This is a genomic window from Oceanimonas smirnovii ATCC BAA-899, from assembly GCF_000381965.1.
Lineage (GTDB): Bacteria > Pseudomonadota > Gammaproteobacteria > Enterobacterales > Aeromonadaceae > Oceanimonas > Oceanimonas smirnovii.
This window is the reverse complement of record NZ_KB908461.1, coordinates 113943-137463: the sequence shown is the minus strand read 5'-3', so window position 1 is coordinate 137463 and position 23521 is coordinate 113943. Positions and strand designations below refer to the sequence as shown.

Here is a 23521-nt window from a genome sequence, read left to right as displayed (position 1 = left end):
AGCTTTTTTCGAATTCAAGTTTAATGCCTGGCGGCCATAGCGTTGTGGAACCACCTGATTCCATGCCGAACTCAGCAGTGAAACGCAACCGCGCCGATGATAGTGTGGCAGCTGCCATGTGAAAGTAGGTCACTGCCAGGCACCCAATACCGAAAAGCCCGATACGTTTGTATCGGGCTTTTTCCATTTCTACGGTCAACACCTTTCACATGGCAAAGGTAAACCCAGCGGAGCGCAGCGACCTCTTTGCTGTGAAAGTAGGGCGAAGCGCGCCCGGAAAAGGCACCGCCTTTTCAGCGCTGAGCGACCCGAGCTCTGCGAGGGGACGGGCCACTGCCAGGCACCCAATAAGAAAAAGCCCTTCACTAATGTGAAGGGCTTTTTTCGTTTCTGCATCTGATACCCGCTACCCTTTCTATGCTTGCTCCCCAGCTTGTGTATACAATTCTTCTATTCCAATTGATGCATAGCCTTGCTTTTCCTGACGTCAATAAAGAGTGTTATAGATCACATTGGTGCAAATTTTGTGTACAAAGAGTTCACATTGATATAACACTTCTGTTTTTTTTACGGTATTATCTATTCATCTCCGCACTCGGTAACAAGCCTTGAAGTGGAGAATGGAGGGTAGTGCCACCGTCTCGACAGGATGTTGGCCAATTAAAAAATGACAGCACTATGGCTGCTCATTGGCAACGATTAACAAAGGGATCTGTTATGACCCAGGAAGCAAACGCCACTCAAGGCAAAAATCACGATCTGCTCTACTCATTACACGACAAGCCCAGTTTCTGGCCGTCTACCTTTGCTGCATTGCAGCACGTACTGGCCAGTCTAGTTGGCGTCATTACTCCCACCCTGATTGTGGGTGGCGCGCTCGGATTGGGTGAACATGTTCCTTATCTGATCAGCATGGCACTCATGGTGTCCGGTGTGGGTACTTTTATTCAGTGTCGCCGTATCGGTCCTGTGGGCGCTGGTATGTTATGTCTGCAGGGCACCAGCTTTGCGTTTCTGACCGCTGTACTGTCTGCCGGTTTTATTGTTAAAAACCGTGGGGGTACTCCGGAAGATATTCTGGCCACTATTTTTGGTGTGAGCTTCTGTGCCGCCTTTATCGAGATTTTCCTGAGTCGTTTTGTACACAAGCTGCAGAAGATCATTACTCCTGTTGTTACCGGTACCATCATTATTCTTATCGGTATTCCGCTGATTAAAGTGGCCATGACCGACATTGGTGGTGGCTTTGGTGCTTTGAAAACTGATGCTTTCGGCTCTCTCGATAACCTGATGCTGGCTGGTATTGTACTGGTGAGCGTTATTCTGCTGAACCGTTCCAAGAATCCGATGATTCGTCTGGCTGCCGTGGTAATTGGTCTGGTCCTGGGTATGCTGGCTGCCTTCTTTATGGGACGTCTGGATTTCTCCCACGTGGCCAACCTGCCGCTGGTATCCATCCCGGTTCCGTTCAAGTTTGGTTTTCAGTTTGATCTGGCTGCCTTTATTCCACTGGCCATTCTGTTCTGTGTGAGTGCCATGGAAACCACCGGTGACCTGACTGCCAACTCCACCATCTCCCGTGAGCCGGTGAAAGGTCCGATCTATATCAACCGTATTCGCGGTGGTGTGCTGGGTGACGGTATCAACTCCATGATTGCTGCTGTTTTCAACAGCATGCCCTCTACGACCTTCAGTCAGAACAACGGTGTTATCGCCCTGACTGGTGTGGCCAGCCGCTTTGTCGGACTCTATATTGCTGCCATTCTGTTCATTATGGGTCTGTTCCCCATTATCGGTGGTGTACTGCAGACCATGCCCAAGCCGGTGCTGGGTGGTGCGACTCTGATCATGTTCGGTACAGTGGCAGTCGCCGGTATTCGTGTACTGTCTCAGGCCAACCTGGACCGTCGTAACATGATGATAGTGGCCATTTCAGTAGGTATGGGTATCGGTGTATCCACTGTGCCGGAAGTGCTGCAGGCCCTGCCGGATACTGTAGCCAACATTCTGAGCTCCCCGGTTGCTATGGGTGCCATTACTGCCATCTCTCTGAGCCTGATTCTGCCCGAGGGGCGTTCTCAGGACGAGGAAGAAGAGAAAGCGGAAGCTGAAGAAGCGGCTCCGGTGATAGACGGTAAAAAAAAATTAGGTGAGGTTGGTTAATACTCACTGACAAATTGAGCCCGAATAAGCTCAATCCCCTGGCGTACCTTCCCGGATTGTACGTCAGGGGTTTTTACATCCGGGGGATGCCAACTTTCCTGTTATATGGAGTAGAAAGTCTGATGCAAAACCCCAAGACACTCTGGATAAAATCACCTCTTGCTACCCTGACCCCGGCCTGTGCCGGTGGTGTAGTGGTCAGCGGTAACACCATTGTTGAACTGGTCGCCGAAGGTCAAAAGCCACAACGCCGGATTGACGAGACCTTTGACGCCAGGGACCATGTGCTGCTGCCCGGCCTGATCAACGCCCACCACCATTTCTATCAGACCCTGACCCGGGCGCACCCTGTTGCGCTGAACAAGGAGCTGTTTTCCTGGCTGACCTCTCTCTATCCGGTGTGGGCCAAATTGCAGCCGGAAATGATAGCCGTCTCCACGCAAATCGCGCTGACTGAGCTGTTGCTGTCGGGATGTACCACTGCCAATGATCATCATTACCTGTTTCCTCAGGGGCTTGAACAGGCCATTGATATTCAAATGGAGCAAGCTCACAGGCTGGGCGTGCGAGTGCATCTGACCCGGGGTTCCATGAGTCTGGGACAGGATCAGGGCGGATTGCCGCCGCAGTCAACAGTACAGAGTGAAGAGACCATTCTTGCCGACAGTGAGCGACTGATCCATCGTTATCATGACCATGCAGCCGGAGCCATGAGCAGAGTGGCGCTGGCTCCCTGCTCTCCCTTTTCGGTGAGCAGCGAATTAATGAAAGCCTCGGCCCGGCTTGCTGAGCAGCATGATGTGCAATTGCATACTCATTTAGCCGAAACTCACGACGAAACCGAGTTTTGCCAGCGCATGTTTGGTATGCGTCCGGTGGATTATCTGGAGTCAGTAGGCTGGCTTAACAAGCGAACCTGGCTGGCTCACGGCATTCACTTCAATGAAGAAGAAATTATCCGGCTGGGTAAAGCCGGCACTGGCATTGCTCACTGCCCCTCATCCAATATGTTATTGGCTTCAGGTATGTGCCCGACTCTGGATCTGGAAGCTGCCGGTTGTCCGGTAGGCCTGGGAGTAGACGGCTCTGCGTCTAATGACGGATCTAACATGATACTGGAAGTGCGGCAGGCATTACTCCTGCAACGGCTGCGTTATGGTGCCAGTAAAATTACGCATCAAAAGGTACTGAACTGGGCTACCCAAGGGTCGGCTGCCTGTCTGGGACGTGACGATATCGGTGAGATTGCTGTTGGCAAACAGGCTGATCTGGCATTGTTCCGGCTCGATGATATTCAGTTTGCCGGTGCCGGTGATCCGCTGGCAGCACTGGTGCTTTGCGGTGCTCAACGAGCGGACAGGGTCATGGTCGCCGGCCGTTGGCGAGTAACAGAGGGCGCGGTGGAAGGCCTGGATATTGGTGCCTTAAAAGCGCGACAGCGTGAACTGGCAGTACAACTGCGCTAGCACTGGGGACTTTACCAGCGCTTCGTGATATAAATCACGTTTTTATTCGTGGGTATATAAGTTGCGCTGGGATATTAAAGGCTGGTTCGGATTACAGTTGCTGGCACTGATATTGCTTGCCACCTGGTGGCAGGGCTACTGGCTTGGTCTGGATGAGGGAGTATTCTGGTGGTTTAATGAGCGGCTGATAACTGTCCCCGGTTTTGCCGGGCTGGTCGCTTTTGTAAACCAGCGCTGGATAGATGGTGCCATCGCGTTGCTGATGGCACTCTTTGTATTTCGCCATGCCTGGCTGGCATCGGGCAGAGAGCGGGCGCGTATTTGCTGCCTGCTTATTATTATGGCCGGCTCTTTTTCATTGCAGGCAGCGGCAGGCAAGGCATTGCCGGTGAAGCGGCCGAGTCCGACTCTGGCCTATGAGCAAGCGGAGCGGGTCAGCCGGCTGGTGCCGGACATTAAAGCCAAAGACGCCTCGCAAGATTCCTTTCCCAGTGACCACGGTATTGGTTTTGCTACCTTTTTGCTGTTTGCCATTTACCGCTTTCCCCGCCGTTATCTCTATGCAGTCGTGCCTCTGGTGCTGATTCTGGCGATGCCCAGGGTGATGTCGGGAGCGCATTGGTTTACTGACTTTTTCTGTGGTTCCATTCCGCTGGCATTAATTACTGCTGCCTGGTTGTTTCATACTCCGCTGGCACACTGGCTGACTGAAACACTGGTGCGTCCGGCAGAAAAACTGCTGCGGCACTGGCGACTTCAGGGCTAAGCAAACGGGCGGCGTGACCGCCCTTTGTGATTATTGCGGCAGGCTGATCAGTTCACTGCGGGGAAGTATGTCGTAATCCACAATAACCGGCAGACCTTGCAGCTGCCGGCGCAGCATATCAAAGGCGGCAAAGGCCAGCAGACGGCGGCGCATCAGCGGATTACGAAAATGCATTTTCAGGGTTTGAGCCCGGCAGCCTTCCGGCGTTAATAGCGCCAGAGGAATGCCTTCCGGCCCTTCGGCACCAATGGCCAGAGTGGTGGCCCGGCCGGAGCCTTTCAGCCACTGAGCCAGATCGTCAGCCGTATCAGGCAGTCCCGCCAGATAATGACCTTCAAATTCGCTGGTCAGGGTGTGCAGAGTGTCGGTCAGGCGGCCGCCGCTGGCATCTTCAAATACCACCAGATCCCGGTCGTGCAATTGTGCGGCCAGACCTTCAAACTTCAGCTCGTTACGGGCTACCACATGGCTGCCTACTTGCTCCAGTAACTGGGTTTCAGCAGTTCTGATGGCCTCGCGATTATCAGTGCCGATAATCAGTTTCAGCTCTATGGTAGGAGAGTTTGCTCGATAACCAAGCGTAATGCCGTCAGGCCAGGGCAGCGGATCCAGCCGGTCACTTAAGCCAGACTCAGACAGCCCGAACAAAAAGTAGCGGCGTACCTGGCTCTGACCTCGCTGACCCAGGCGGTTACGCAGCCGGGGCAAAATTTCCTGATCCATCATTTTCTTCAGCTCGGACGGCACCCCCGGAGTAAAGAAAAACAGCGCCCGGTTATATTGCACGGCAAAGCCACAGGCAGTACCAACAGGGTTGTCTACCAGCTCGGCGCCTTCCGGCAGCATGGCTTGCTTGATGTTGCTTTCCGGCATATTACGATTGCGACCGGCGTATTTCTCCTGCATCAGCTTCAGCCATGGTTCATTCAGCACCAGAGGCACGCCGGCGGCTTCGGCCATGGCCTCAGCACTGATATCATCGGAGGTGGGGCCCAGCCCGCCATTGACGATAACCACATCTGCATGGTGGCTGCGCTGTTCAAACAGCTCCACCAGATCGGCTTTGTCATCGCCCACGGTAAAGCGCCGGCGCACCTGCCAGCCCTGTTCCAGCAGCCGTTGCGACAGCCAGCCGGCATTGGTATCGGTTATCAGGCCGGTAAGCACTTCATCGCCGGTGCTGATGAGTTCAATCACGGGTTCCATATGCAAATCCTTGAACAAAACTGGCCAAATTCTATCGCATCTGGCAGCAGTAACACAGGTTACTGATGACAAGCAGCGACCCATATTGTAGATTTCTAGATGTCTAGACTTTTCTACCGATGCAGTACATGGAGTAAGCACATGCCCATCAGAATTCCGGATCGCCTGCCGGCGGCCAACGTCCTGAGCCAGGAAAATATCTTCGTGATGACGGAGACGCGCGCGGTTAATCAGGACATACGACCGATGCGGGTGCTGCTGCTCAATTTAATGCCCAAGAAAATTGAAACCGAGAATCAGCTGCTGCGTATGCTGTCGAATTCGCCCCTGCAAATTGGCGTGGATCTGCTGCGCATTGACAACCGGCCTTCCAAAAACACGCCTCAGTCTCATCTGGAGCATTTTTACTTTGATTTTGAGCAGATCAAGGATCAGTTTTACGACGGTTTGATTATCACTGGCGCGCCGCTGGGGCTGACCGATTTTTGTGATGTGGTGTACTGGGACAAAATTGAACAGGTAGTGGAGTGGTCCAAAAGCCATGTGACTTCTACCTTGTTTTTGTGCTGGGCAGCCCAGGCCGGCCTCAAGATTTTGTATGATCTCGACAAGCGTACCCGGCTGGAAAAATTATCCGGTGTGTATGAACATCAGAATATGGGACAGTATGAACCACTGGTGCGCGGTTTTGATGATGTGTTTCTGGCTCCTCACTCCCGCTATGCAGACTTTCCGCTGGACTTGATTCGGGAAAAAACCAACCTCAAGGTACTGGCCGGCTCCGAGCAGGTGGGTATGTATCTGGCGGTAAGCCCGGATCGGCGGCAGGTGTTTGTGACCGGCCACCCGGAATATGACCCCGATACCCTTCATCAGGAATACATGCGGGATCTGTCGGCGGGCATAGAGCCCAGCATGCCGGTGAATTACTATCCCGGCAATAACCCCGATAATGCCCCGCGGGCTACCTGGCGCAGCCATGGTCATCTGCTGTTCTCCAACTGGCTCAACTATCACGTTTATCAGCTGACGCCCTACGATCTGAACACCCTCAGCGCCACCGGCGACACCCTGACCAAAGACTGGGAAGACTGAACATTAAAAAAGGGGCTCATGCCCCTTTTTGTTATTCGATGGGAAAGCCGGCTTTCTCTGCGGCCTTGGCCTTGTTGATCATGGGGGTGATGGTCATGCCCTGCACGATAATCGAGAACAGCACGATGGCGTAGGTCATCATTAATATCAGATCCCGCAGGTCTACCTGACCATCGCTGCCCAGCTTCACCCCCGCCGGAATCGACAGTGCCATTGCCAGTGACAGACCGCCTCGCAGACCGCCCCAGGTAAGAATGCGTACCGAATATTTGTTATAGCTGCGAACCCGGCGAAAGCCGGTATATGGCAGAGCCACACTGAGGAAGCGGCCGGCCAGTACCAGCGGTACCGACAACAATACCAAAATCCAGGCTTGCCAGTGAAACTGTACCAGCAGCATGGCCAGACCAATCAGCAGGAACAGCAGGGCGTTGAGGAATTCGTCCAGCAGGTGCCAGAAGTGATCCAGGTATTTCTGGCTCTGATCCGAAAAGCCGGTATAGCGGGTCCAGTTACCGATAATAATACCTGCCACCACCATGGCCAGGGCACCGGATACACCCAGGACGTTGGCCATGGCAAAACCGGCAGTGGGCACGCACAACGTCATCAGCAGCTCCATGGAGCCATCGTCGGTGGCGCTGATCATAATGTGACACATCAGTCCCAGCAGGGCACCGAAGATGATGCCGCCCACCGCTTCGTGAGTAAACAGGGTCAGCACGGAACCAAAACTGGCCTCGTTGCCGTTAAAGGCCACCGCGAAAATGGTCAGAAAGGCGACCAGGCCAATACCGTCGTTGAACAGCGATTCACCTTCGATCTGAATGGAAATCTGCTCCGGCGCTCCCAGTTTCTTGACAATGGCCAGTACCGCTATGGGATCGGTAGGGGAAATCAGGGTGCCAAACAGCAGGCAGTAAATAAAGGGAATGGGAATGGCAGCGACATAGCCCAGCAGCCAGAGACCACCGGCCACAACAAGCGTGGAGATAAGTACGCCAAAAATGACCAGAATCGAAATTTCCCATTTCTGACTTTTTAATGCGGGCAGATTAATTCCCAGGCCCCCGGCAAACAGCAGAAAGCCAAGGATCCCTTGCAGGAGGAAGGAGCCGAAATCGATGGTTTTAATGACCTCCACCGCATGTTCCTGCAGTCCGGGCCAGGTCGTTTTACCCAGAATCAGCATAAAAACAGAGATGGCAAGAGCGCCGGAGGTAATGGCAATGGTGGTCTGAATTTTCATGATGTACTGATTGACGAAGGCAATGGTGATCGCCATGGCCGCCAAAAAGCACAGAGTGTAATAAACGCTCATGTGAGGGCTCTTCTGAAAGGTTATTTTATTATTTTGCAAGCTTGGTTGGCCGAATATATTCGGTTGCACATAGTTTGCCCTATCAGCCCTGGCTTCACTAGCAAAAATGCCGTGAGGATGTGCATTTTTACACCTTGTTTACCCCCGTAAAACATCAGCCATGCAGATGGCCGGATTTCCGATTGGTTAAATTGTGGTAGCATGAAAGCTGCATACAGGAATCAGGTTGTAACAGGAGTAAGCAGTGTCCAGATCCCCCGTGTTTTCTCAGCTCGAACAGGCTTTGGCCGAACGCATTTTGATCATAGACGGGGGCATGGGCACCATGATCCAGTCACACCGGCTGGACGAGGCCGCCTACCGGGGCGAGCGCTTTGCCGACTGGGGCAGTGATCTCAAGGGCAACAACGATCTGCTGGTGTTGACCCAGCCCGAGATCATCGCCCAAATCCACAGCGATTATTTCGCCGCCGGTGCCGACATAGTGGAAACCAATACCTTTAACGCCACCACCATCGCCATGGCCGACTACCACATGGAAAGTCTGGCGGCGGAGATCAACCTGGAGGCAGCCAGACTGGCGCGCCGGGTGGCCGATGAATGGACCGCCAAGGAGCCCCACAAGCCGCGTTTTGTGGCCGGGGTATTGGGCCCGACCAACCGCACCGCCTCCATCTCGCCGGACGTGAACGACCCCGGCTACCGCAACATCAGCTTTGACCAGCTGGTGGCGGCCTACACCGAGGCCACCGAAGCGCTGATCGACGGCGGTGCCGATCTGCTGATGATCGAGACCATCTTCGATACCCTCAACGCCAAGGCGGCGGTGTTTGCCATTGAAGGGGTGTTTGAGAAGCTGGACGTGCGCCTGCCGGTGATGATTTCCGGCACCATTACCGACGCCTCCGGCCGCACCCTGACCGGCCAGACCACGGAAGCCTTTTACCATTCCCTGCGCCACGCCCAGCCCATTTCCTTTGGTCTGAACTGTGCCCTGGGGCCGGATGAGCTGCGCCAGTACGTGGCCGAGCTGTCCCGCATCAGCGAAACCTATGTGTCGGCCCACCCCAACGCCGGCCTGCCCAACGCCTTCGGCGAATACGACCTGGACGCCGCCGAGATGGCCGCCCATATTCGCGAGTGGGCCGAAAGCGGTTTCCTCAACCTGGTGGGCGGCTGCTGCGGCTCCACCCCCGAGCATATTCGTGCCATCGCCGAGGCGGTCAAGGGCGTGGCTCCCCGGCCACTGCCCGAGCTGCCGGTGGCCTGCCGGCTGTCCGGCCTGGAGCCGGTGCTGATCACCCCCGAGAGCATGTTCGTCAACGTGGGCGAGCGTACCAATGTGACCGGCTCGGCCAAGTTCAAGCGGCTGATCAAGGAAGAGCTCTACGACGAGGCGCTGGAAGTGGCGCTGCAGCAGGTGGAAAACGGCGCCCAGATCATCGACATCAACATGGACGAGGGTATGCTTGACGCCGAGGCCTGCATGGCCCGCTTCCTCAACCTGATCGCTGGTGAGCCCGATATTTCCCGGGTGCCCATCATGATCGACTCTTCAAAGTGGGAAGTGATTGAGGCCGGCCTCAAGTGCATTCAGGGCAAGGGCATCGTCAACTCCATCTCCCTGAAGGAAGGGGAAGCCAAGTTTATCGAGCAGGCCCGGCTGGTGCGCCGTTATGGCGCCGCCGTCATTGTCATGGCCTTTGATGAAGTGGGCCAGGCCGACACCCGGGAGCGCAAGTTCGAAATCTGCCAGCGGGCCTACCGGGTGCTGGTGGACAAGGTCGGCTTTCCGCCGGAAGACATCATCTTCGACCCCAATATCTTCGCCGTGGCCACCGGCATCGACGAGCACAACAACTATGCCGTGGACTTTATCGAGGCGGTCAAGGACATCAAGGACAACCTGCCCCACGCCATGATCTCCGGCGGCGTGTCCAACGTGTCCTTCTCGTTCCGCGGCAACGAGCCGGTGCGCGAAGCCATTCATGCGGTATTTCTGTATCACGCCATCAAGAACGGCATGGACATGGGTATCGTCAACGCCGGTCAGCTTGCCATCTATGAAGACATAGAGCCCGAGCTGAAGGAGAAGGTGGAGGCGGTGGTGCTCAACCTCAACGATAACGCCACCGAGGCCCTGCTGGAAGTGGCCGAGCGTTATCGCAACAGCGGTGGCCCGGCCAACGACGCCCGGGATCTGGAATGGCGCAGCTGGCCGGTGAACAAGCGCCTTGAACACGCTCTGGTCAAGGGCCTGACCGACTTTATCGAGGAAGACACCGAAGAGGCCCGCCAGCAGGCGGCGCGCCCGCTCGACGTGATTGAAGGCCCGCTGATGGACGGCATGAACGTGGTTGGCGATCTGTTCGGCGAGGGCAAGATGTTCCTGCCCCAGGTGGTGAAATCGGCCCGGGTGATGAAGCGGGCGGTGGCCTACCTTAACCCCTATATCGAGGCCACCAAGGCGGTGGGTCAGAGCAACGGCAAGATTGTGATGGCCACGGTCAAGGGCGACGTGCACGACATCGGCAAGAACATCGTCGGTGTGGTGTTGCAGTGCAATAACTTTGAGGTGGTGGACCTGGGCGTCATGGTGCCCTGCGAGACCATCCTCAAGACCGCCCGGGAAACCAACGCCGACATGATTGGCCTATCGGGGCTGATCACCCCGTCACTGGATGAAATGGTACACGTGGCCAAGGAAATGCAGCGTCAGGGCTTCAAGATCCCGCTGCTGATCGGCGGTGCCACCACCTCCAAGGCCCATACCGCGGTCAAGATTGAGCAGAACTACGACGAGCCCGTGGTGTATGTGTCCAACGCTTCCCGCGCCGTGGGCGTGGTGCAGAGCCTGCTGAGCGAGACCAACAAGCCGGCCTTTGTGGCGCGGCTCAATCAGGAATACGAGGTGGTGCGGGATCAGCACGCCCGCAAAAAGCCCCGCACCAAACCGGTGACCCTGGCCGAGGCCCGGGCCAACAAGGTGAACATCGACTGGGACGCTTACACCCCGCCGGTGCCGGTGAAACCGGGCATTCATGAATTCCGCGATGTGCCCATCTCGGTGCTGCGGGAATACATCGACTGGACGCCGTTTTTCCTCACCTGGTCGCTGGCGGGCAAGTACCCGCGCATTCTGGAAGACGAGGTGGTGGGCGAGGAAGCCAAGCGGCTGTTCGCCGATGCCAACGCCATGCTCGACAAGCTGGCCGCCGAGGGCGAGCTGAGCTGCGCCGGGGTGATCGGTCTGTTTCCCGCCAACAGCGTGGGCGACGACGTGGAAATCTATGCCGACGAGTCTCGCTCGCAAGTGCTGCATACCCTGCGTTTTCTGCGTCAGCAGACCGAGAAAAAGGACGGTTTCCCCAACTACTGTCTGGCCGACTATGTGGCACCCAAGGGCAGCAAGCCCGATTACATCGGCGGTTTTGCGGTCACCGGTGGTATCGGCGAGGACGAGATTGTCAAGCGTTACAAGGATGCCCACGACGACTACAACGCCATCATGGCCAGCGCTGTGGCGGACCGGCTGGCGGAGGCCTTTGCCGAGTACATGCACCTGAAGGTGCGGCGGGAGTACTGGGGCTATGCCCCGGACGAAACGCTCAGCAACGACGAGCTGATCCGCGAAAAGTATCAGGGCATTCGTCCGGCGCCGGGCTATCCCGCCTGTCCCGAGCACACCGAAAAAGGCACCCTGTGGCAGTGGCTGGACGTGGAAAACCGCATCGGCATGAAGCTGACCGAGTCCTACGCCATGTGGCCGGGAGCGGCGGTGTCGGGCTTCTATTTCTCCTATCCGGACACCCGCTACTTCGCGGTGGCCCGCATTCAGGAAGACCAGCTGCTGGATTATGCCACACGTAAAGGTATGACCAGAGAAGACGCTGAAAAGTGGCTTGCCCCCAACCTGAGTGACTGATGAATCAAAGGCGCCTCTGGCGCCTTTTTGATAAATATTTATCCGTCTTGTTCTGCATCAGTTCAGCAGGGTATATGCTTGTTACTATAAACGGATTTATTAGTGTTAAAAGCTGTGTCTGTGTGCCCTTGCGTCAGGCTGCTGCATCAGGATAAAACTGGTGCTGGACAGTGCTGATTCCCTGGCGTAATTTCAGGCAGCTTTTTTAAAGTGGGAGGAGGTTCCCATGTTTACTGTATCCCGCCCGGGAAAAACTATCTCACAATTACTTGGTTTTTTGCTGCTGGTTTGTCTGACGACTCAGGCTCACGCCAATCCACGTTATGCGGCCATCGTGATCGACGCCGAAAACGGCACAGTACTGCATGCGGCTAATGCTGATGCCAGCCGCTATCCGGCGTCACTCACTAAAATGATGACCCTCTACCTGTTGTTTGATGCCATGGAGCAGGGACGCATGAGCCTGAATACTGCAATGCCGGTGTCGGCACATGCGGCTTCCATGCCACAAACCAATATTCAGCTCAAAAAAGGCGACAGACTGAAAGTAAAAGATGCCATTCCGGCGTTGATAGTACGCTCGGCCAATGACGTGGCTGTGGTGGTGGCCGAGGCCCTGGGGGGGAGCGAGAGCGCCTTTGCCAAACGTATGACGGCCAAGGCCAGAGAGCTGAAAATGTACAATACCACCTTTCGTAATGCCTCGGGCCTGCCCGACAGCCAGCAAATTTCCACTGCCCGGGATTTGGCTACCCTGTCGTTGCGGCTGATGAAGGATTACCCGGGCTATTATCATTATTTTTCCACCACGTCCTTTACCTATAAGGGCAAAACCTACCATAGCCATAATCGCATGGTGCAGAATGCGCCCGGGGTGGATGGCATGAAGACCGGTTATATTCGTGCGTCCGGCTTTAATGTGGCGACGTCGGCATTGCGGGATGATCGCCGTGTGGTAGGTGTGGTGATGGGGGGTAAAACCGCTCAGTCCCGGGATCAGCATATGGCTTCACTGATTGACCGCAGCATAGGGCGTGCTACTCAGGTTGCCAGGGTAACGCAGGTGCCTGCTGCCGATCGACTGGTCGTTCGTACGCGCACTGTGCGCCAGACAGTAAAACAAGCGCCGAATTCTCAGCCACCTCAAGTCCCGGCGGCTGCTCCTTTATTTCATGGGGACTGGGCAGTACAAATTGGCTCTTTCCGTATGCCGGAGCAGGCCAGAGACAGAGCCTCGGATGCTGCACGCCGGCTGGGTGATCTGGCGCAGGCCAGGGCGGCTGTTACTGAAGTGGAAATCAGCAACCGGACCCTGTTTCGTGCCCGCCTGATAGGTTTTGAAGAAAAGCAGGCACAGAATGCCTGTCAGCACCTGTCCCGGCAAGGGATGGATTGTCTGGTAGTACGGCTCTGAGTCCGCATCAGGCGTAGTGCGTAAATACGAAAAAAGGGCAACATTGCTGTTGCCCTTTTTCGGTCGTCCTGACGGCTCTGTTCCGTGAACCTGATGGCTCCCTGCCATATCCCTGACTGTATTTCACTCCGTGAAATTATCCGCTTCCCGTTCCGTCGGTGTGTCCCTGGTCGCTCCTGACCGCGTGTCATCCTGACCCGCTTCACATCTTCAACCCTGAAAGTGTCCTGTCCGCCTTTCACCAGCGGTGTCCCTGTGCCATTCCTGGCGAGTCTTTCTTCCTGAAAGACCCCTTGCTTCCTTGCGAGAAGAATAGTAACCCGAAGTGGTAATACGGAAAGTCCGGTTTTCATGCTGACCAAAATGTCAGGAATGGTCAATAAATGGCATCTGACTGAATATAAAAGTAAAAATGTATTTTATAAGGCCTATGACCCCATCACAAAAGCGTGTTGTCTGAAGTCAGCTTGAGAGATCTCGCACAAGGTGGCGGGGGTATTGTCAGACTTTGGTCTCATGATCCAGCAGCCAGCGCTTGCGTTCCAGTCCGCCGGCATAACCGGTCAGGCGGCTATTGGCACCAATCACTCTGTGGCAGGGAATGATAATGGGAATGGGGTTGCGGCCATTGGCGGCACCGACGGCCCGCACGGCCCTGGGATTGCCGATGGCAGCAGCAATATCGCGGTAACTGCGTTTTTCACCCCAGGGAATGGTTAACAGCGCTTGCCATACTTGCTGCTGAAAAGGTGTGCCGGCAGGGGCCAGTGGCAGCGAAAAACGGATGAGCTCGCCGGCAAAATAGGCATTCAGCTGATCACAGGTTTGTGCCAGCAAAGGGCTGGCCGGAGCAGTGGCCGCTAATGGCTTATCGAGAAAAAGAATGCGGGTGATGGCCTCGTCATTGGCTTCAATACGCAATGGACCACAGGGGCTGGGCAAAACGGTATATATCATGATGTGCCACCTTTAAAGCTTGGCCAGCGGCCAGACATCGTAGGCCGGCTCTTCATAAGGGTGAGCGGCGCGTAGTGCTTTCACCGCTGCTTGAATCAGAGAATCTTCGCAAACCAGCTCAATGCGCAGCTCATCCACCCGCTCCAGCTCGCCGGCTGTGCCCAGAAAGGGGTTGGCACCGGCCAAAGGGCGAAACTGACCTTGCCCGCGCGTTTCAAAACAGCACTGGTCATAATCACCGATTTTGCCGGCACCGGTGGCAAACACCGCCTGTTTCACCGCATCGGCATGGGTTTCAGGAACAAAAAATACCAGCTTGTACATGATGTCTCCCTGTTATGGCCGGGGTTAAGGGGGGTGTGCAAGAGTGGGCGTTAACGTTCGAAGTATGTGAAATATAACAGAATTCCTTGCTTCAAGAGTGGTTTATTCCACACAGGGAGTGAATAATGAATGTTCCTGACGCGATCGGAACTGGCTCATGAATCAAGCACACAACCTGATCCGCCGGCTGTTTTCACGGCATACCGGCAGCTTGCTGCCACTGGTGATGCTGGGCGTCTTAACCGGCATCGCAGCCAGTTTGGTAATGATGAGTTTTTTGCTGATTCTTAATGCCACCCTGGGTGGCCTTAACGGTAATAATCTGGAAGACTTCGAGTCACTGGCCTGGTACTGGCAGCTGGGGCTGCCGGTGCTGGGCAGCGCCTTGCTGATCCTGTTATATCATTTCACTCCCCGGAACTGGCAGTCGGTAGGGCTGGCCTATGTACTGGAGCGGCTGCAGTTCGGGCAGGGACGCATTCCTGCCGGCAATATCGGCTTTCAGTTCGTGGCCGCTCTTGTTGCCCTTGGCTCGGGTCACAGTGTGGGCCGGGAAGGGCCTGCTGTACATATGGGGGCGGGCATTGCCAGCCAGGTGGGGCAAGTGACCGGCAGGCCACCCAGCCAGCTACGGCTGTTGCTGGGGTGCGGAACGGCAGCGGCCATTTCTGCTGCCTTTAATACGCCCCTGGCGGGTGTGCTGTTTGCCATGGAAGTGGTGTTGATGGAATACAGCCTGCTGGGGTTTGCGCCCATCATTGCAGCCGCCATCACTGCGTCGGCCCTGACCGGCGCGCTGTTGGGAGAGCATGCCATTCTGGAGCCGGTTCAGCTGTCGCTGGCATCCTATCAGGACATTCCGGGTCTGTTGATCACCGGTTTGTGGGTGGGTCTGCTGGCCGTCTTGTTTCAGCGGCTGGTGCTGGTATTTGTTCGCGTTCCGCTTAAGTCCCGGTCGCTCAGACTGTTGCTGGCGGGCATTATTACCGGTGTGCTGGCGCTGGCTGCGCCACAAATTCTTGGTTCCGGCTACGACACCATCAATATTATGCTGAACGAGGGCCTGCCCTGGCTGCTGTTACTGGTGATACTGGCAGGCAAACTGCTGGCCACGGCAGCGGCCATCGGTCTGGGCGTGCCCGGCGGCCAGATTGCGCCTACCCTGATGCTGGGTGTTTGCGCCGGCGGTATAGCCGGGGCGCTTATTCCCGGCACTTCGGATCCGGCACTTTATGCGTTGCTTGGCATGGCTGCCATGATGAGTGCCGTACTCCATGCGCCGCTGGCTGCCATTGCCACCGTGCTGGAGCTGTCGCTCAGTGCCGAGTCCATGTTACCGGCCATGATAGTGGTGCTGGGAGCCAACCTGTTGTGCCAGCATGGTTTTCATCTTCCTTCGCTGGTTATCACTCAGCTTCGCGTGCGTGGGCAGGAGCTGCAAACTCATCCAGTGCGCACGGCGCTGGCCCAGCGTTATCTGTCGGAGCTGGCCGATATGAGCCTGGTGCACTGGAACGGAAAGGGAGCACCACCTGTCACCAGAGCCCCGGTGCTGATAGTGCAGCGAGATCAGCATTACTATTTGCTGGCCGCAGCCCAGCTTGACGAAAACACCAGTGCCGAAGAGCTGGACAAGCTGCTGACTCCAGGCCGCCGGTTACAGCTGCTGGAGCAGGATATGTCGTTATTGGAAGCCCTGCGCAGTCTGCAAGGTGAGCCCGGTGCCGGCTTTCTGGTGCCGGTTCGGCGCGGTCAGGGGCTGGTCACCCGCAGCCGCTTGGTACGCATGCTGACAGAAGAAGGAGGCTTATATTGAGTACACAAAAACCGGGCTGGCAACTGTCGGCAAACCGGTTGAGCCTGACGGGAGACTGGACTCTGGCGCATTATGCATATTTGCAGCAGATCCTGCAGCCGCTGCCGGCGGAGCAGGTCACAGCGCTGGAAGCAGCAGGTCTGACCCGGCTGGATACCGCGGGTGCCGGCCTGTTGTGGCAACAACTGGGTAGTGGCCTGCCGGTATTGGCGCAGCAGGCCGAAAATCTGAGTGACAAGCAGACATCGTTGTTACTGGCAGTTACGGAAGTGATGGCGCAGCGTGAGCCGGTGCCGGCGGTCATGTCCCGCTGGAGTGACGGGCTGGCCCGGCTGGGACAGCGCGTGGACCGGGGCTGGCTGCAGGGCAAGATGCTGCTGGGATTTACCGGCCTGACTCTGACCACGGCAGCGGGGCTGATGTTCCGGCCATCTCAGTGGCGCATCACTGCGTTGGTGGCACAGATGCAGCAGTGTGGGCTGAATGCGGTGCCCATAGTGGCGCTGCTGACCTTTCTGGTGGGGGCCGTGGTAGCCTTTCTCGGCGCTACCGTGCTGGAGAACTTCGGTGCCACCATCTATACGGTAGATCTGGTGGCTTACAGTTTTATGCGTGAGTTTGGTGTGCTGCTGACGGCTATTTTGCTGGCCGGCCGCACCGCCAGTGCTTTTACTGCCCAGCTGGGTGCCATGAAAGTGAATCAGGAGCTGGATGCTCTGCGCGCACAGGGGCTGGATCCCGTGGCGCTGTTGGTGTTACCCCGATTGCTGGCGTTATTGCTGACCCTGCCGTTACTGGCGTTTATTGCCGTGCTCAGCGGCCTGCTTGGTGGTGCTCTGGTGGGCATGTTGTCGCTGGATATTTCGCTGACTCAGTATTTGGCCATAGCACAGCAGGTGCCCTTGCAGCATTTGCTGGTAGGACTGGGCAAGGCGCCCGTGTTTGCGGTGCTGATTGCGCTTATCGGCTGCCTGGAAGGGTTCAAGGTTTCGGGCAGCGCTCAGTCGGTAGGGGAACACACCACCTCCAGTGTGGTGCAGTCCATTTTTGTGGTGATATTGCTGGATGCGGTGGCGGCGCTGTTTTTAATGGAGATGGGCTGGTGACGGACGCCCTTATTCGCGTGCGGGGCTTGCGCAATTGCTTTGGCTCCCAGGTGGTGCACGAGCAGCTGGATCTGGATGTGATGCCGGGAGAAATTCTGGGGCTGGTGGGGGGATCCGGCAGTGGCAAGTCGGTACTGCTGCGTTCCATTATTGGCCTGCATCGTCCCGATGCCGGCGAAGTACGCCTGTGGCAGCAGGATCTGCTGACCCTGCCGGCGACAGAACGCAGCCAGCTGGAACGGCGTATGGGAGTTCTGTTTCAGAACGGTGCTTTGTTTTCTTCGCTCACTGTGCTGGAAAACGTGGCTTTGCCGCTGGTGGAGCATGCCGGCCTGAGCTGGCAGCAGGCAGTAAAGCTGGCCGATATCAAGCTGGCACTGGCAGGCTTGCCGGCACTGGCGGGGCATCGTTATCCGGCCAATCTGTCCGGTGGTATGGTCAAGCGGGCCGCGCTGGCCCGGGCGCTGGCGCTGGATCCCCAGGTTCTGTTTCTGGATGAGCCCACTGCAGGGCTGGATCCGGTCTCTGCCTCGGCGTTTGATCGTCTGTTGCTGACATTACGCAATGCACTGGATTTGACGGTGGTGCTGGTCACTCATGATCTGGATACCCTTTATACCTGTTGCGACCGGGTGGCGGTGCTGGGGCAAAAGCGGGTACAGACGGTGGGACAGCTGACGCAGGTAGCGGCCTTTGATGATCCCTGGATTCAGGATTATTTTCACGGCCCGCGGGGCAGAGCGGCACAATATGCTGCTCAAGGTAATAAGGAGTAACCCATGGAAACCCGGGCTCATCACGTACTGGTGGGATTGTTTACCCTACTGACAGCCGCGGCAACCCTGCTGTTTGCGCTTTGGCTGGCCAAAATGGGAGATAACAGCGAGCTGCGCCGCTATGACATCGTGTTTACCGAGCCGGTATCCGGGCTGTCGGTAGGCAGTGCCGTGCAATATAGCGGTATTCGTGTGGGTGAGGTAGAAAGCCTGACCCTGAATCCGCGGGATCCCCGTCAGGTGCGTGCCCGGGTGCGTATTGCCGCCGATGCGCCGGTGAAAACCGACACGCAGGCACGGCTGGCGCTGGCCAACATTACCGGGGCTGCCAATATTGCGCTCAGCCACGGCTCGCCTGACAGTCCGCTGTTATTGCAGAATGAGGATGATATTCCGGTAATACGGGCGGAGCCTTCCCCCCTTACTCAGCTCAGAGTCAGTACTGAAGAGCTGCTGGTGGGGCTGAATACGCTGCTGGAGAATGCCAATCGCCTGCTGACCCCGCAAAATGCCGAACACGTTACGCATATTTTAGCCAGCCTGGACACAGTAACCGCCGGGCTGGCACAGCAGCAAGGCAGCCTGCAGCAAGGAGTCACTTCGCTGACCGATGCCGCCCGCCGGCTGGATGCGCTGATGGTTCGGCTCGATACTCAGCTGGCCCGTCATGGTGAGCCGCTGCTGGCCAACACCGCCGCCACTGCTGCCAGCCTGCAGCGCCTGAGCGAGCGGCTGGAGCAATTGCTTGCCCGGCAGCAGCCGGCGCTGGAAGCGGGCGCGCAGGGGCTGGCGGGTGTGGAGCCGGCCCTGCGTGAGCTGCGCCGAACCCTGCGAACCCTGGGTGATGTGACCCGACAGCTGCAGCAGGACCCGGCCGGCACCTTGCTGGAACGTGAGCAAATGGAGGTGTTTGAGCCATGAAACAAATCATGCTTCTGCTGTTTATATTGGGACTGACAGCCTGCTCGGTATTACCGCCGGCTCAGCCGGTCAGCCAGTACCGGCTGGCACCGGCCGCCCCGGTGGCTGAACAGGCCTCGCTCACGTTGAAAGGGCTGCGCCTGGCCCGGCCTCAGGCAGTGGGCGTGCACACCGGCAACCGTTTGTTGGTGCTGACCGGGCAGCAGTCTTATCAGGCCTATGGCGATGCGCGCTGGAATGCGCCCATGCCGTTGCTGTGGCAAGACTGGCTGCTGGATGCCCTGTGGCAGGATGGCCGTTTTGATGCTCTCAGCCGGGAAGAAGACAGCATGCAGGCAGGCTGGGAGCTGGCGGGCACCTTGCGCGCCTTTGAGGTGGATGTCAGCCAGGGCCGGCCCCAGGCCCTGATCCGCTTTGACGCCCAGCTGTTGCGCACCAGCGACCGGCGCATTGTGGCCAGCCGTCGTTTTGAGCAGCGGGCCGAGCTGGCTAGCCGCGATGCAGCTGCGGCCGTGGCGGGACTGAGCCAGGCCGCCAATCGGCTGGCTGCCGAGCTGAGCCACTGGCTGCTGATCCAGACGCCATGACGCGGCGGCTGCTGTGGCTGCTATATTGGTTGGCGGCACCGCTGCCGGCGGCGGAGGCACTCAAGGTGGAAGTGCTGCAGAGCCTGCCGCACGATATTCGTGCCTTTACACAGGGGCTGGAGTGGCATGAGGGCCTTCTGTATCAAAGCACCGGCCTGTATGGCCAGTCCAGTATCAGGGTGCTGAATGCCGGTAACGGTAAGCTGAAGCAACAGCGGCCTTTGTCCGGTAGTCTGTTCGGCGAAGGCATTACTCGAGTGGATAACCGCTTGATCCAGCTGACCTGGAAAGAAGGCCGGGCGCTGGTATGGCGGTTGCCTGAGCTTGCCATGGAAAGCGGCTTTACCTATGAGGGAGAAGGCTGGGGCCTGTGTTATGACGGCAGGCACTTATGGATGAGCGACGGCTCGGCCAGTTTACAGCAGCGCCGCCTTAGTGACTTTGGCCTGCAGCAGCGGCTGCCGGTGACCCTGAATGGCAAGCTTCAATATCAGCTGAATGCCCTGGCCTGTGTGGGCGAGCATATTTACGCCAATGTGTGGAAGCAGAGCCATATTTTACGTATTCACAAGGCCAGCGGCAGGGTTGATGGTGTGATTGATGCCACGGCGCTGCTGCCTTTGAGTGGTCGCATCAAGGATGCCGATGCGGTACTGAATGGCATTGCCCATGACCCACAAACCGGTGATTTTTACCTCACCGGCAAGTGGTGGTCCAGATTGTTCAGGGTTCGTTTTGTGCCTGCTGACTGAGGCTGTTACCCCAGCATGGGCCGTAAAAAACGGGCAGTGTGAGACGCTTCGTGTTTCGCTACGGCTTCAGGGGTGCCGGCCACCAGGATCTCACCGCCGCCGCTGCCCCCTTCCGGCCCCAGATCCACGATCCAATCGGCGGTTTTGATCACGTCCAGGTTGTGCTCGATGATCACCACCGTATTGCCGTGATCCCGCAGCCGGTGCAGCACCGTCAGCAACAGCTGAATATCGTGAAAATGCAGGCCTGTGGTGGGCTCGTCGAGAATATACAGGGTCTGGCCGGTGTCCCGCTTCGACAGCTCCCGGGCCAGCTTGACCCGCTGGGCCTCGCCGCCCGACAGGGTAGTGGCGGACTGACCCAGACGAATATAGGACAGGCCCACGTCCATCAGGGTCTGCAGCTTGCGGGCAATGGCGGGCACAGGGGCAAAGAAATCGCAGGCTTCCTCCACCGTCATTTCCAGCACCTCGTGAATGCTCCTGCCCTTGTAGCGGATTTCCAGAGTTTCCCGGTTGTAACGCTTGCCTTTGCACACATCGCAGGGCACATAGACGTCGGGCAGAAAGTGCATTTCTACCTTGATCACGCCGTCGCCCTGGCAGGCCTCGCAGCGGCCGCCTTTGACGTTAAAGGAGAAGCGGCCCGGCTTGTAGCCACGGGAGCGGGCTTCCTGAGTGCCGGAGAACAACTCACGAATGGGCGTGAAAATGCCGGTGTAGGTGGCCGGATTGGAGCGGGGCGTGCGGCCGATGGGGCTCTGATCGATGTCCACCACCTTGTCCAGCTTGTCGAGGCCGTGAATGGCAGAGTAGGGCGCCGGCTGACTCACCGTGGCCTTGTTCAGCTCGCGATGAGCGAGGGGAAACAGGGTGTCGTTGATCAGGGTCGATTTGCCCGAGCCGGACACGCCGGTAACACAGGTCATCAGCCCCAGAGGTAATTCGAGGTTCACCTGTTTGAGGTTGTTGCCGCTGGCGCCTTCAAGCCGCAGCCAGTACTCGCCCACCGGCGTGCGCTGCGCCGGCACCGCAATGGCCTCACGGCCCGAGAGATAGGCACCGGTAAGCGACTCCGGGTTGGCCATCACCTCTGCCGGTGTGCCCTGAGCCACTATCTGGCCGCCGTGTACGCCGGCACCGGGACCGATATCCAGCACATGATCGGCGGCGCGAATGGCGTCTTCATCGTGCTCCACCACGATCACGGTATTGCCCAGATCCCGCAGGTGAGTAAGCGTGGCCAGCAGTCGTTCGTTATCGCGCTGGTGCAGGCCGATACTGGGCTCGTCCAGCACATACATAACCCCCACCAGGCCGGCACCAATCTGGCTGGCCAGACGAATGCGCTGGGCCTCGCCGCCGGACAGGGTCTCGGCACTGCGGGACAGGGTCAGGTAATTGAGCCCCACATTAACCAGAAAGCCCAGCCGCTCGGTAATTTCCTTCAGAATTTTATCGGCAATCTGCGCCTTCTGGCCATCCAGCTGCAGCCCGGTGAAAAAGGCATGGGCCTCACCAATGGCCATGTCGGACACCCGGGGCAGATTGTGATCCGCCACAAACACATGACGGGCGGCTTCCTTCAGCCGAGTGCCGCCGCAGCCCGGGCAGGCCCGGTTGCTCTGATATTTGGCCAGCTCTTCCCGCACCGAGTTGGACTCGGTCTCCCGGTAGCGCCGCTCCATGTTGTGCACTATGCCCTCAAAAGGGTGCTTGCGCACCAGCACATCGCCGCGGTCATTCATGTAGCGGAATTCTACATTGGCCCGGCCCGAGCCATAGAGCACGGCCTTTTGAATGGGCTTGGACAGGCTTTCAAAAGGGGCTTCCAGATCAAAGTCGTAATGCTCTGCCAGGGACTTGAGCATCTGGTAATAATAATAACTGCGCTTGTCCCAGCCGCGAATGGCACCGCCCGCCAGGCTCAGCTCGGGGTTGGACACCACCTTGTCGGGGTCAACAATCTGCTGGGCACCCAGGCCGTCGCACTGCTCGCAGGCCCCCGCCGGGTTGTTAAAGGAAAAAATGCGCGGCTCCAGCTCGGCAATGGAGTAACCACACTCCGGGCAGGCAAAGTTGGCGGAAAACACCAGCGGCTCTTCCTGCTCATCGTCCATGCTCACCACAGAGGCGATACCGCCGGAGAGCTCCAGCGCCGCCTCAAAAGACTCTGCCAGCCGCAGCTGCAGATCGTCCCGCACCTTGAATCTGTCTACCACCACTTCAATGGTGTGTTTCTTTTGTAATTCCAGCGCCGGCGGATCCGACAGATCGCAGACTTCGCCGTCGATGCGGGCACGAATGAAGCCTTGGGCCGACAGGTTGTCGAGCAGCTTGCTGTGCTCACCCTTGCGGTTGCGCACTACCGGGGCCAGCAGCATCAACCGCTTGCCCTCTGGCTGCTCCAGCACCTTGTCTACCATCTGGCTGATTGTCTGGGCCGCCAGCGGTAACTCATGGGTAGGACAGCGAGGCTCACCCACCCGGGCAAACAACAGCCGCAGATAATCATGAATTTCGGTAATGGTGCCCACGGTAGATCGGGGGTTGTGGGACGTGGATTTCTGCTCGATGGAAATAGCGGGTGACAGGCCTTCGATATGATCCACATCGGGCTTTTCCATCAGCGAGAGAAACTGGCGGGCGTAGGCAGACAGCGATTCCACATAGCGGCGCTGCCCTTCGGCATACAGGGTATCAAAAGCCAGGGACGACTTGCCCGAGCCCGACAGACCGGTGATGACGATCAGTTTATCTCTGGGTAATTCCAGGCTGATGTTCTTCAGGTTGTGGGTGCGCGCTCCGCGAACGTCAATTTTATCCATCTGCAGCATGACCAAGTTTTAAACGAGACCGGCTAGTATGGCACTGGATGAATAGCCAGCCAAGGGTACATTAGGGGATTAATCTTGACCGGCGCTCC

General features: G+C 57.3%; 17 protein-coding genes and 1 rRNA gene. 13 read left to right on the top strand and 5 right to left on the bottom strand.

Translation table 11 applies throughout. The annotated features are described in order from the left end of the window. Positions 1-26 precede the first annotated feature (26 nt). The 4 genes from rrf to G364_RS0110370 all read left to right on the top strand — a co-directional run bounded on the left by rrf (position 27) and on the right by G364_RS0110370 (position 4395). Positions 27-141: ribosomal RNA gene (gene rrf, locus G364_RS0110385) — 5S ribosomal RNA — on the top strand. 576 nt (positions 142-717) lie between these two features. Further along, positions 718-2163, top strand: a complete 1446-nt coding sequence (locus tag G364_RS0110380) for a uracil-xanthine permease family protein (RefSeq protein WP_019935084.1) — start codon at positions 718-720, stop codon at positions 2161-2163. A 122-nt stretch (positions 2164-2285) separates the two neighbouring features. Further along, entirely contained in the window at positions 2286-3629 is a 1344-nt protein-coding gene (locus tag G364_RS0110375) for an 8-oxoguanine deaminase (RefSeq protein ID WP_019935083.1), read from the top strand. Positions 3630-3690: 61 nt separating this feature from the next. Next, a complete protein-coding gene (locus G364_RS0110370) occupies positions 3691-4395 on the top strand; it encodes a phosphatase PAP2 family protein (protein ID WP_019935082.1) in 705 nt (234 codons plus the stop codon). 30 nt (positions 4396-4425) lie between these two features. Here G364_RS0110370 and G364_RS0110365 read toward each other — a convergent pair whose 3' ends face one another. After that, entirely contained in the window at positions 4426-5601 is a 1176-nt protein-coding gene (locus G364_RS0110365) for a CinA family nicotinamide mononucleotide deamidase-related protein (protein WP_019935081.1), read from the bottom strand. A 141-nt stretch (positions 5602-5742) separates the two neighbouring features. Here G364_RS0110365 and metA point away from each other — a divergent pair, with 141 nt between their 5' ends. Further along, complete coding sequence (gene metA / locus G364_RS0110360; RefSeq protein WP_019935080.1) at positions 5743-6696, top strand: homoserine O-acetyltransferase MetA; 954 nt, start codon at positions 5743-5745, stop codon at positions 6694-6696. 31 nt (positions 6697-6727) lie between these two features. Here metA and G364_RS0110355 read toward each other — a convergent pair whose 3' ends face one another. Continuing rightward, positions 6728-8017: a cation:proton antiporter gene (locus G364_RS0110355; protein WP_019935079.1), complete on the bottom strand. Its 1290-nt coding sequence runs from the start codon at positions 8015-8017 to the stop codon at positions 6728-6730. A gap of 244 nt (positions 8018-8261) precedes the next feature. Here G364_RS0110355 and metH point away from each other — a divergent pair, with 244 nt between their 5' ends. Next, a complete protein-coding gene (gene metH / locus G364_RS0110350; protein WP_026344841.1) occupies positions 8262-11942 on the top strand; it encodes a methionine synthase in 3681 nt (1226 codons plus the stop codon). Positions 11943-12168: 226 nt separating this feature from the next. After that, positions 12169-13356: a D-alanyl-D-alanine carboxypeptidase gene (locus G364_RS0110345; RefSeq protein ID WP_019935077.1), complete on the top strand. Its 1188-nt coding sequence runs from the start codon at positions 12169-12171 to the stop codon at positions 13354-13356. A 501-nt stretch (positions 13357-13857) separates the two neighbouring features. Here the strand turns inward: G364_RS0110345 and G364_RS0110340 are convergent. After that, the gene (locus G364_RS0110340; RefSeq protein WP_019935076.1) at positions 13858-14313 is read right to left on the bottom strand and encodes a methylated-DNA--[protein]-cysteine S-methyltransferase; all 456 of its coding nucleotides are present in this window, start codon (positions 14311-14313) and stop codon (positions 13858-13860) included. A gap of 12 nt (positions 14314-14325) precedes the next feature. After that, on the bottom strand, positions 14326-14637 hold the full coding sequence (locus G364_RS0110335) for a YqfO family protein (RefSeq protein ID WP_019935075.1): 312 nt from the start codon (positions 14635-14637) through the stop codon (positions 14326-14328). A 157-nt stretch (positions 14638-14794) separates the two neighbouring features. On the opposite strand from G364_RS0110335, the gene G364_RS0110330 reads away from it, so the two are divergent. The 6 genes from G364_RS0110330 to G364_RS0110305 are packed head-to-tail and all read left to right on the top strand — an operon-like array spanning position 14795 to position 20595. Further along, positions 14795-16453 (top strand): chloride channel protein, encoded by a 1659-nt coding sequence (locus tag G364_RS0110330; RefSeq protein ID WP_019935074.1) that lies wholly within the window; start codon positions 14795-14797, stop codon positions 16451-16453. Further along, a complete protein-coding gene (locus G364_RS0110325; RefSeq protein WP_019935073.1) occupies positions 16450-17559 on the top strand; it encodes an ABC transporter permease in 1110 nt (369 codons plus the stop codon). The genes G364_RS0110330 and G364_RS0110325 overlap by 4 nt, the downstream gene beginning before the upstream one ends. Continuing rightward, complete coding sequence (locus G364_RS0110320) at positions 17556-18335, top strand: ABC transporter ATP-binding protein (protein ID WP_019935072.1); 780 nt, start codon at positions 17556-17558, stop codon at positions 18333-18335. Before G364_RS0110325 ends, G364_RS0110320 begins: the two co-directional genes overlap by 4 nt. A 3-nt stretch (positions 18336-18338) precedes the next feature. Continuing rightward, a complete protein-coding gene (locus G364_RS0110315; protein ID WP_019935071.1) occupies positions 18339-19256 on the top strand; it encodes an MlaD family protein in 918 nt (305 codons plus the stop codon). Beyond that, a complete protein-coding gene (locus G364_RS0110310; RefSeq protein WP_019935070.1) occupies positions 19253-19843 on the top strand; it encodes an ABC-type transport auxiliary lipoprotein family protein in 591 nt (196 codons plus the stop codon). Before G364_RS0110315 ends, G364_RS0110310 begins: the two co-directional genes overlap by 4 nt. Further along, a complete protein-coding gene (locus G364_RS0110305; RefSeq protein ID WP_019935069.1) occupies positions 19840-20595 on the top strand; it encodes a glutaminyl-peptide cyclotransferase in 756 nt (251 codons plus the stop codon). Before G364_RS0110310 ends, G364_RS0110305 begins: the two co-directional genes overlap by 4 nt. A 5-nt stretch (positions 20596-20600) precedes the next feature. Here the strand turns inward: G364_RS0110305 and uvrA are convergent, their stop codons facing one another. After that, entirely contained in the window at positions 20601-23423 is a 2823-nt protein-coding gene (gene uvrA, locus G364_RS0110300; protein WP_026344840.1) for an excinuclease ABC subunit UvrA, read from the bottom strand. Positions 23424-23521 lie beyond the last annotated feature (98 nt).

Excerpts from the sequence above, each read along its gene's own strand:
- G364_RS0110310 (WP_019935070.1), top strand. The coding sequence starts at position 19,253 with ATGAAACAAATCATGCTTCTGCTGTTTATATTGGGACTGACAGCCTGC.
- G364_RS0110355 (WP_019935079.1), bottom strand. The coding sequence starts at position 8,017 with ATGAGCGTTTATTACACTCTGTGCTTTTTGGCGGCCATGGCGATCACC.
- G364_RS0110375 (WP_019935083.1), top strand. The coding sequence starts at position 2,286 with ATGCAAAACCCCAAGACACTCTGGATAAAATCACCTCTTGCTACCCTG.
- G364_RS0110315 (WP_019935071.1), top strand. The coding sequence starts at position 18,339 with ATGGAAACCCGGGCTCATCACGTACTGGTGGGATTGTTTACCCTACTG.
- G364_RS0110330 (WP_019935074.1), top strand. The coding sequence starts at position 14,795 with ATGAATCAAGCACACAACCTGATCCGCCGGCTGTTTTCACGGCATACC.
- G364_RS0110365 (WP_019935081.1), bottom strand. The coding sequence starts at position 5,601 with ATGGAACCCGTGATTGAACTCATCAGCACCGGCGATGAAGTGCTTACC.
- G364_RS0110380 (WP_019935084.1), top strand. The coding sequence starts at position 718 with ATGACCCAGGAAGCAAACGCCACTCAAGGCAAAAATCACGATCTGCTC.
- G364_RS0110340 (WP_019935076.1), bottom strand. The coding sequence starts at position 14,313 with ATGATATATACCGTTTTGCCCAGCCCCTGTGGTCCATTGCGTATTGAA.
- uvrA (WP_026344840.1), bottom strand. The coding sequence starts at position 23,423 with ATGGATAAAATTGACGTTCGCGGAGCGCGCACCCACAACCTGAAGAAC.
- metA (WP_019935080.1), top strand. The coding sequence starts at position 5,743 with ATGCCCATCAGAATTCCGGATCGCCTGCCGGCGGCCAACGTCCTGAGC.
- G364_RS0110345 (WP_019935077.1), top strand. The coding sequence starts at position 12,169 with ATGTTTACTGTATCCCGCCCGGGAAAAACTATCTCACAATTACTTGGT.
- G364_RS0110335 (WP_019935075.1), bottom strand. The coding sequence starts at position 14,637 with ATGTACAAGCTGGTATTTTTTGTTCCTGAAACCCATGCCGATGCGGTG.
- G364_RS0110305 (WP_019935069.1), top strand. The coding sequence starts at position 19,840 with ATGACGCGGCGGCTGCTGTGGCTGCTATATTGGTTGGCGGCACCGCTG.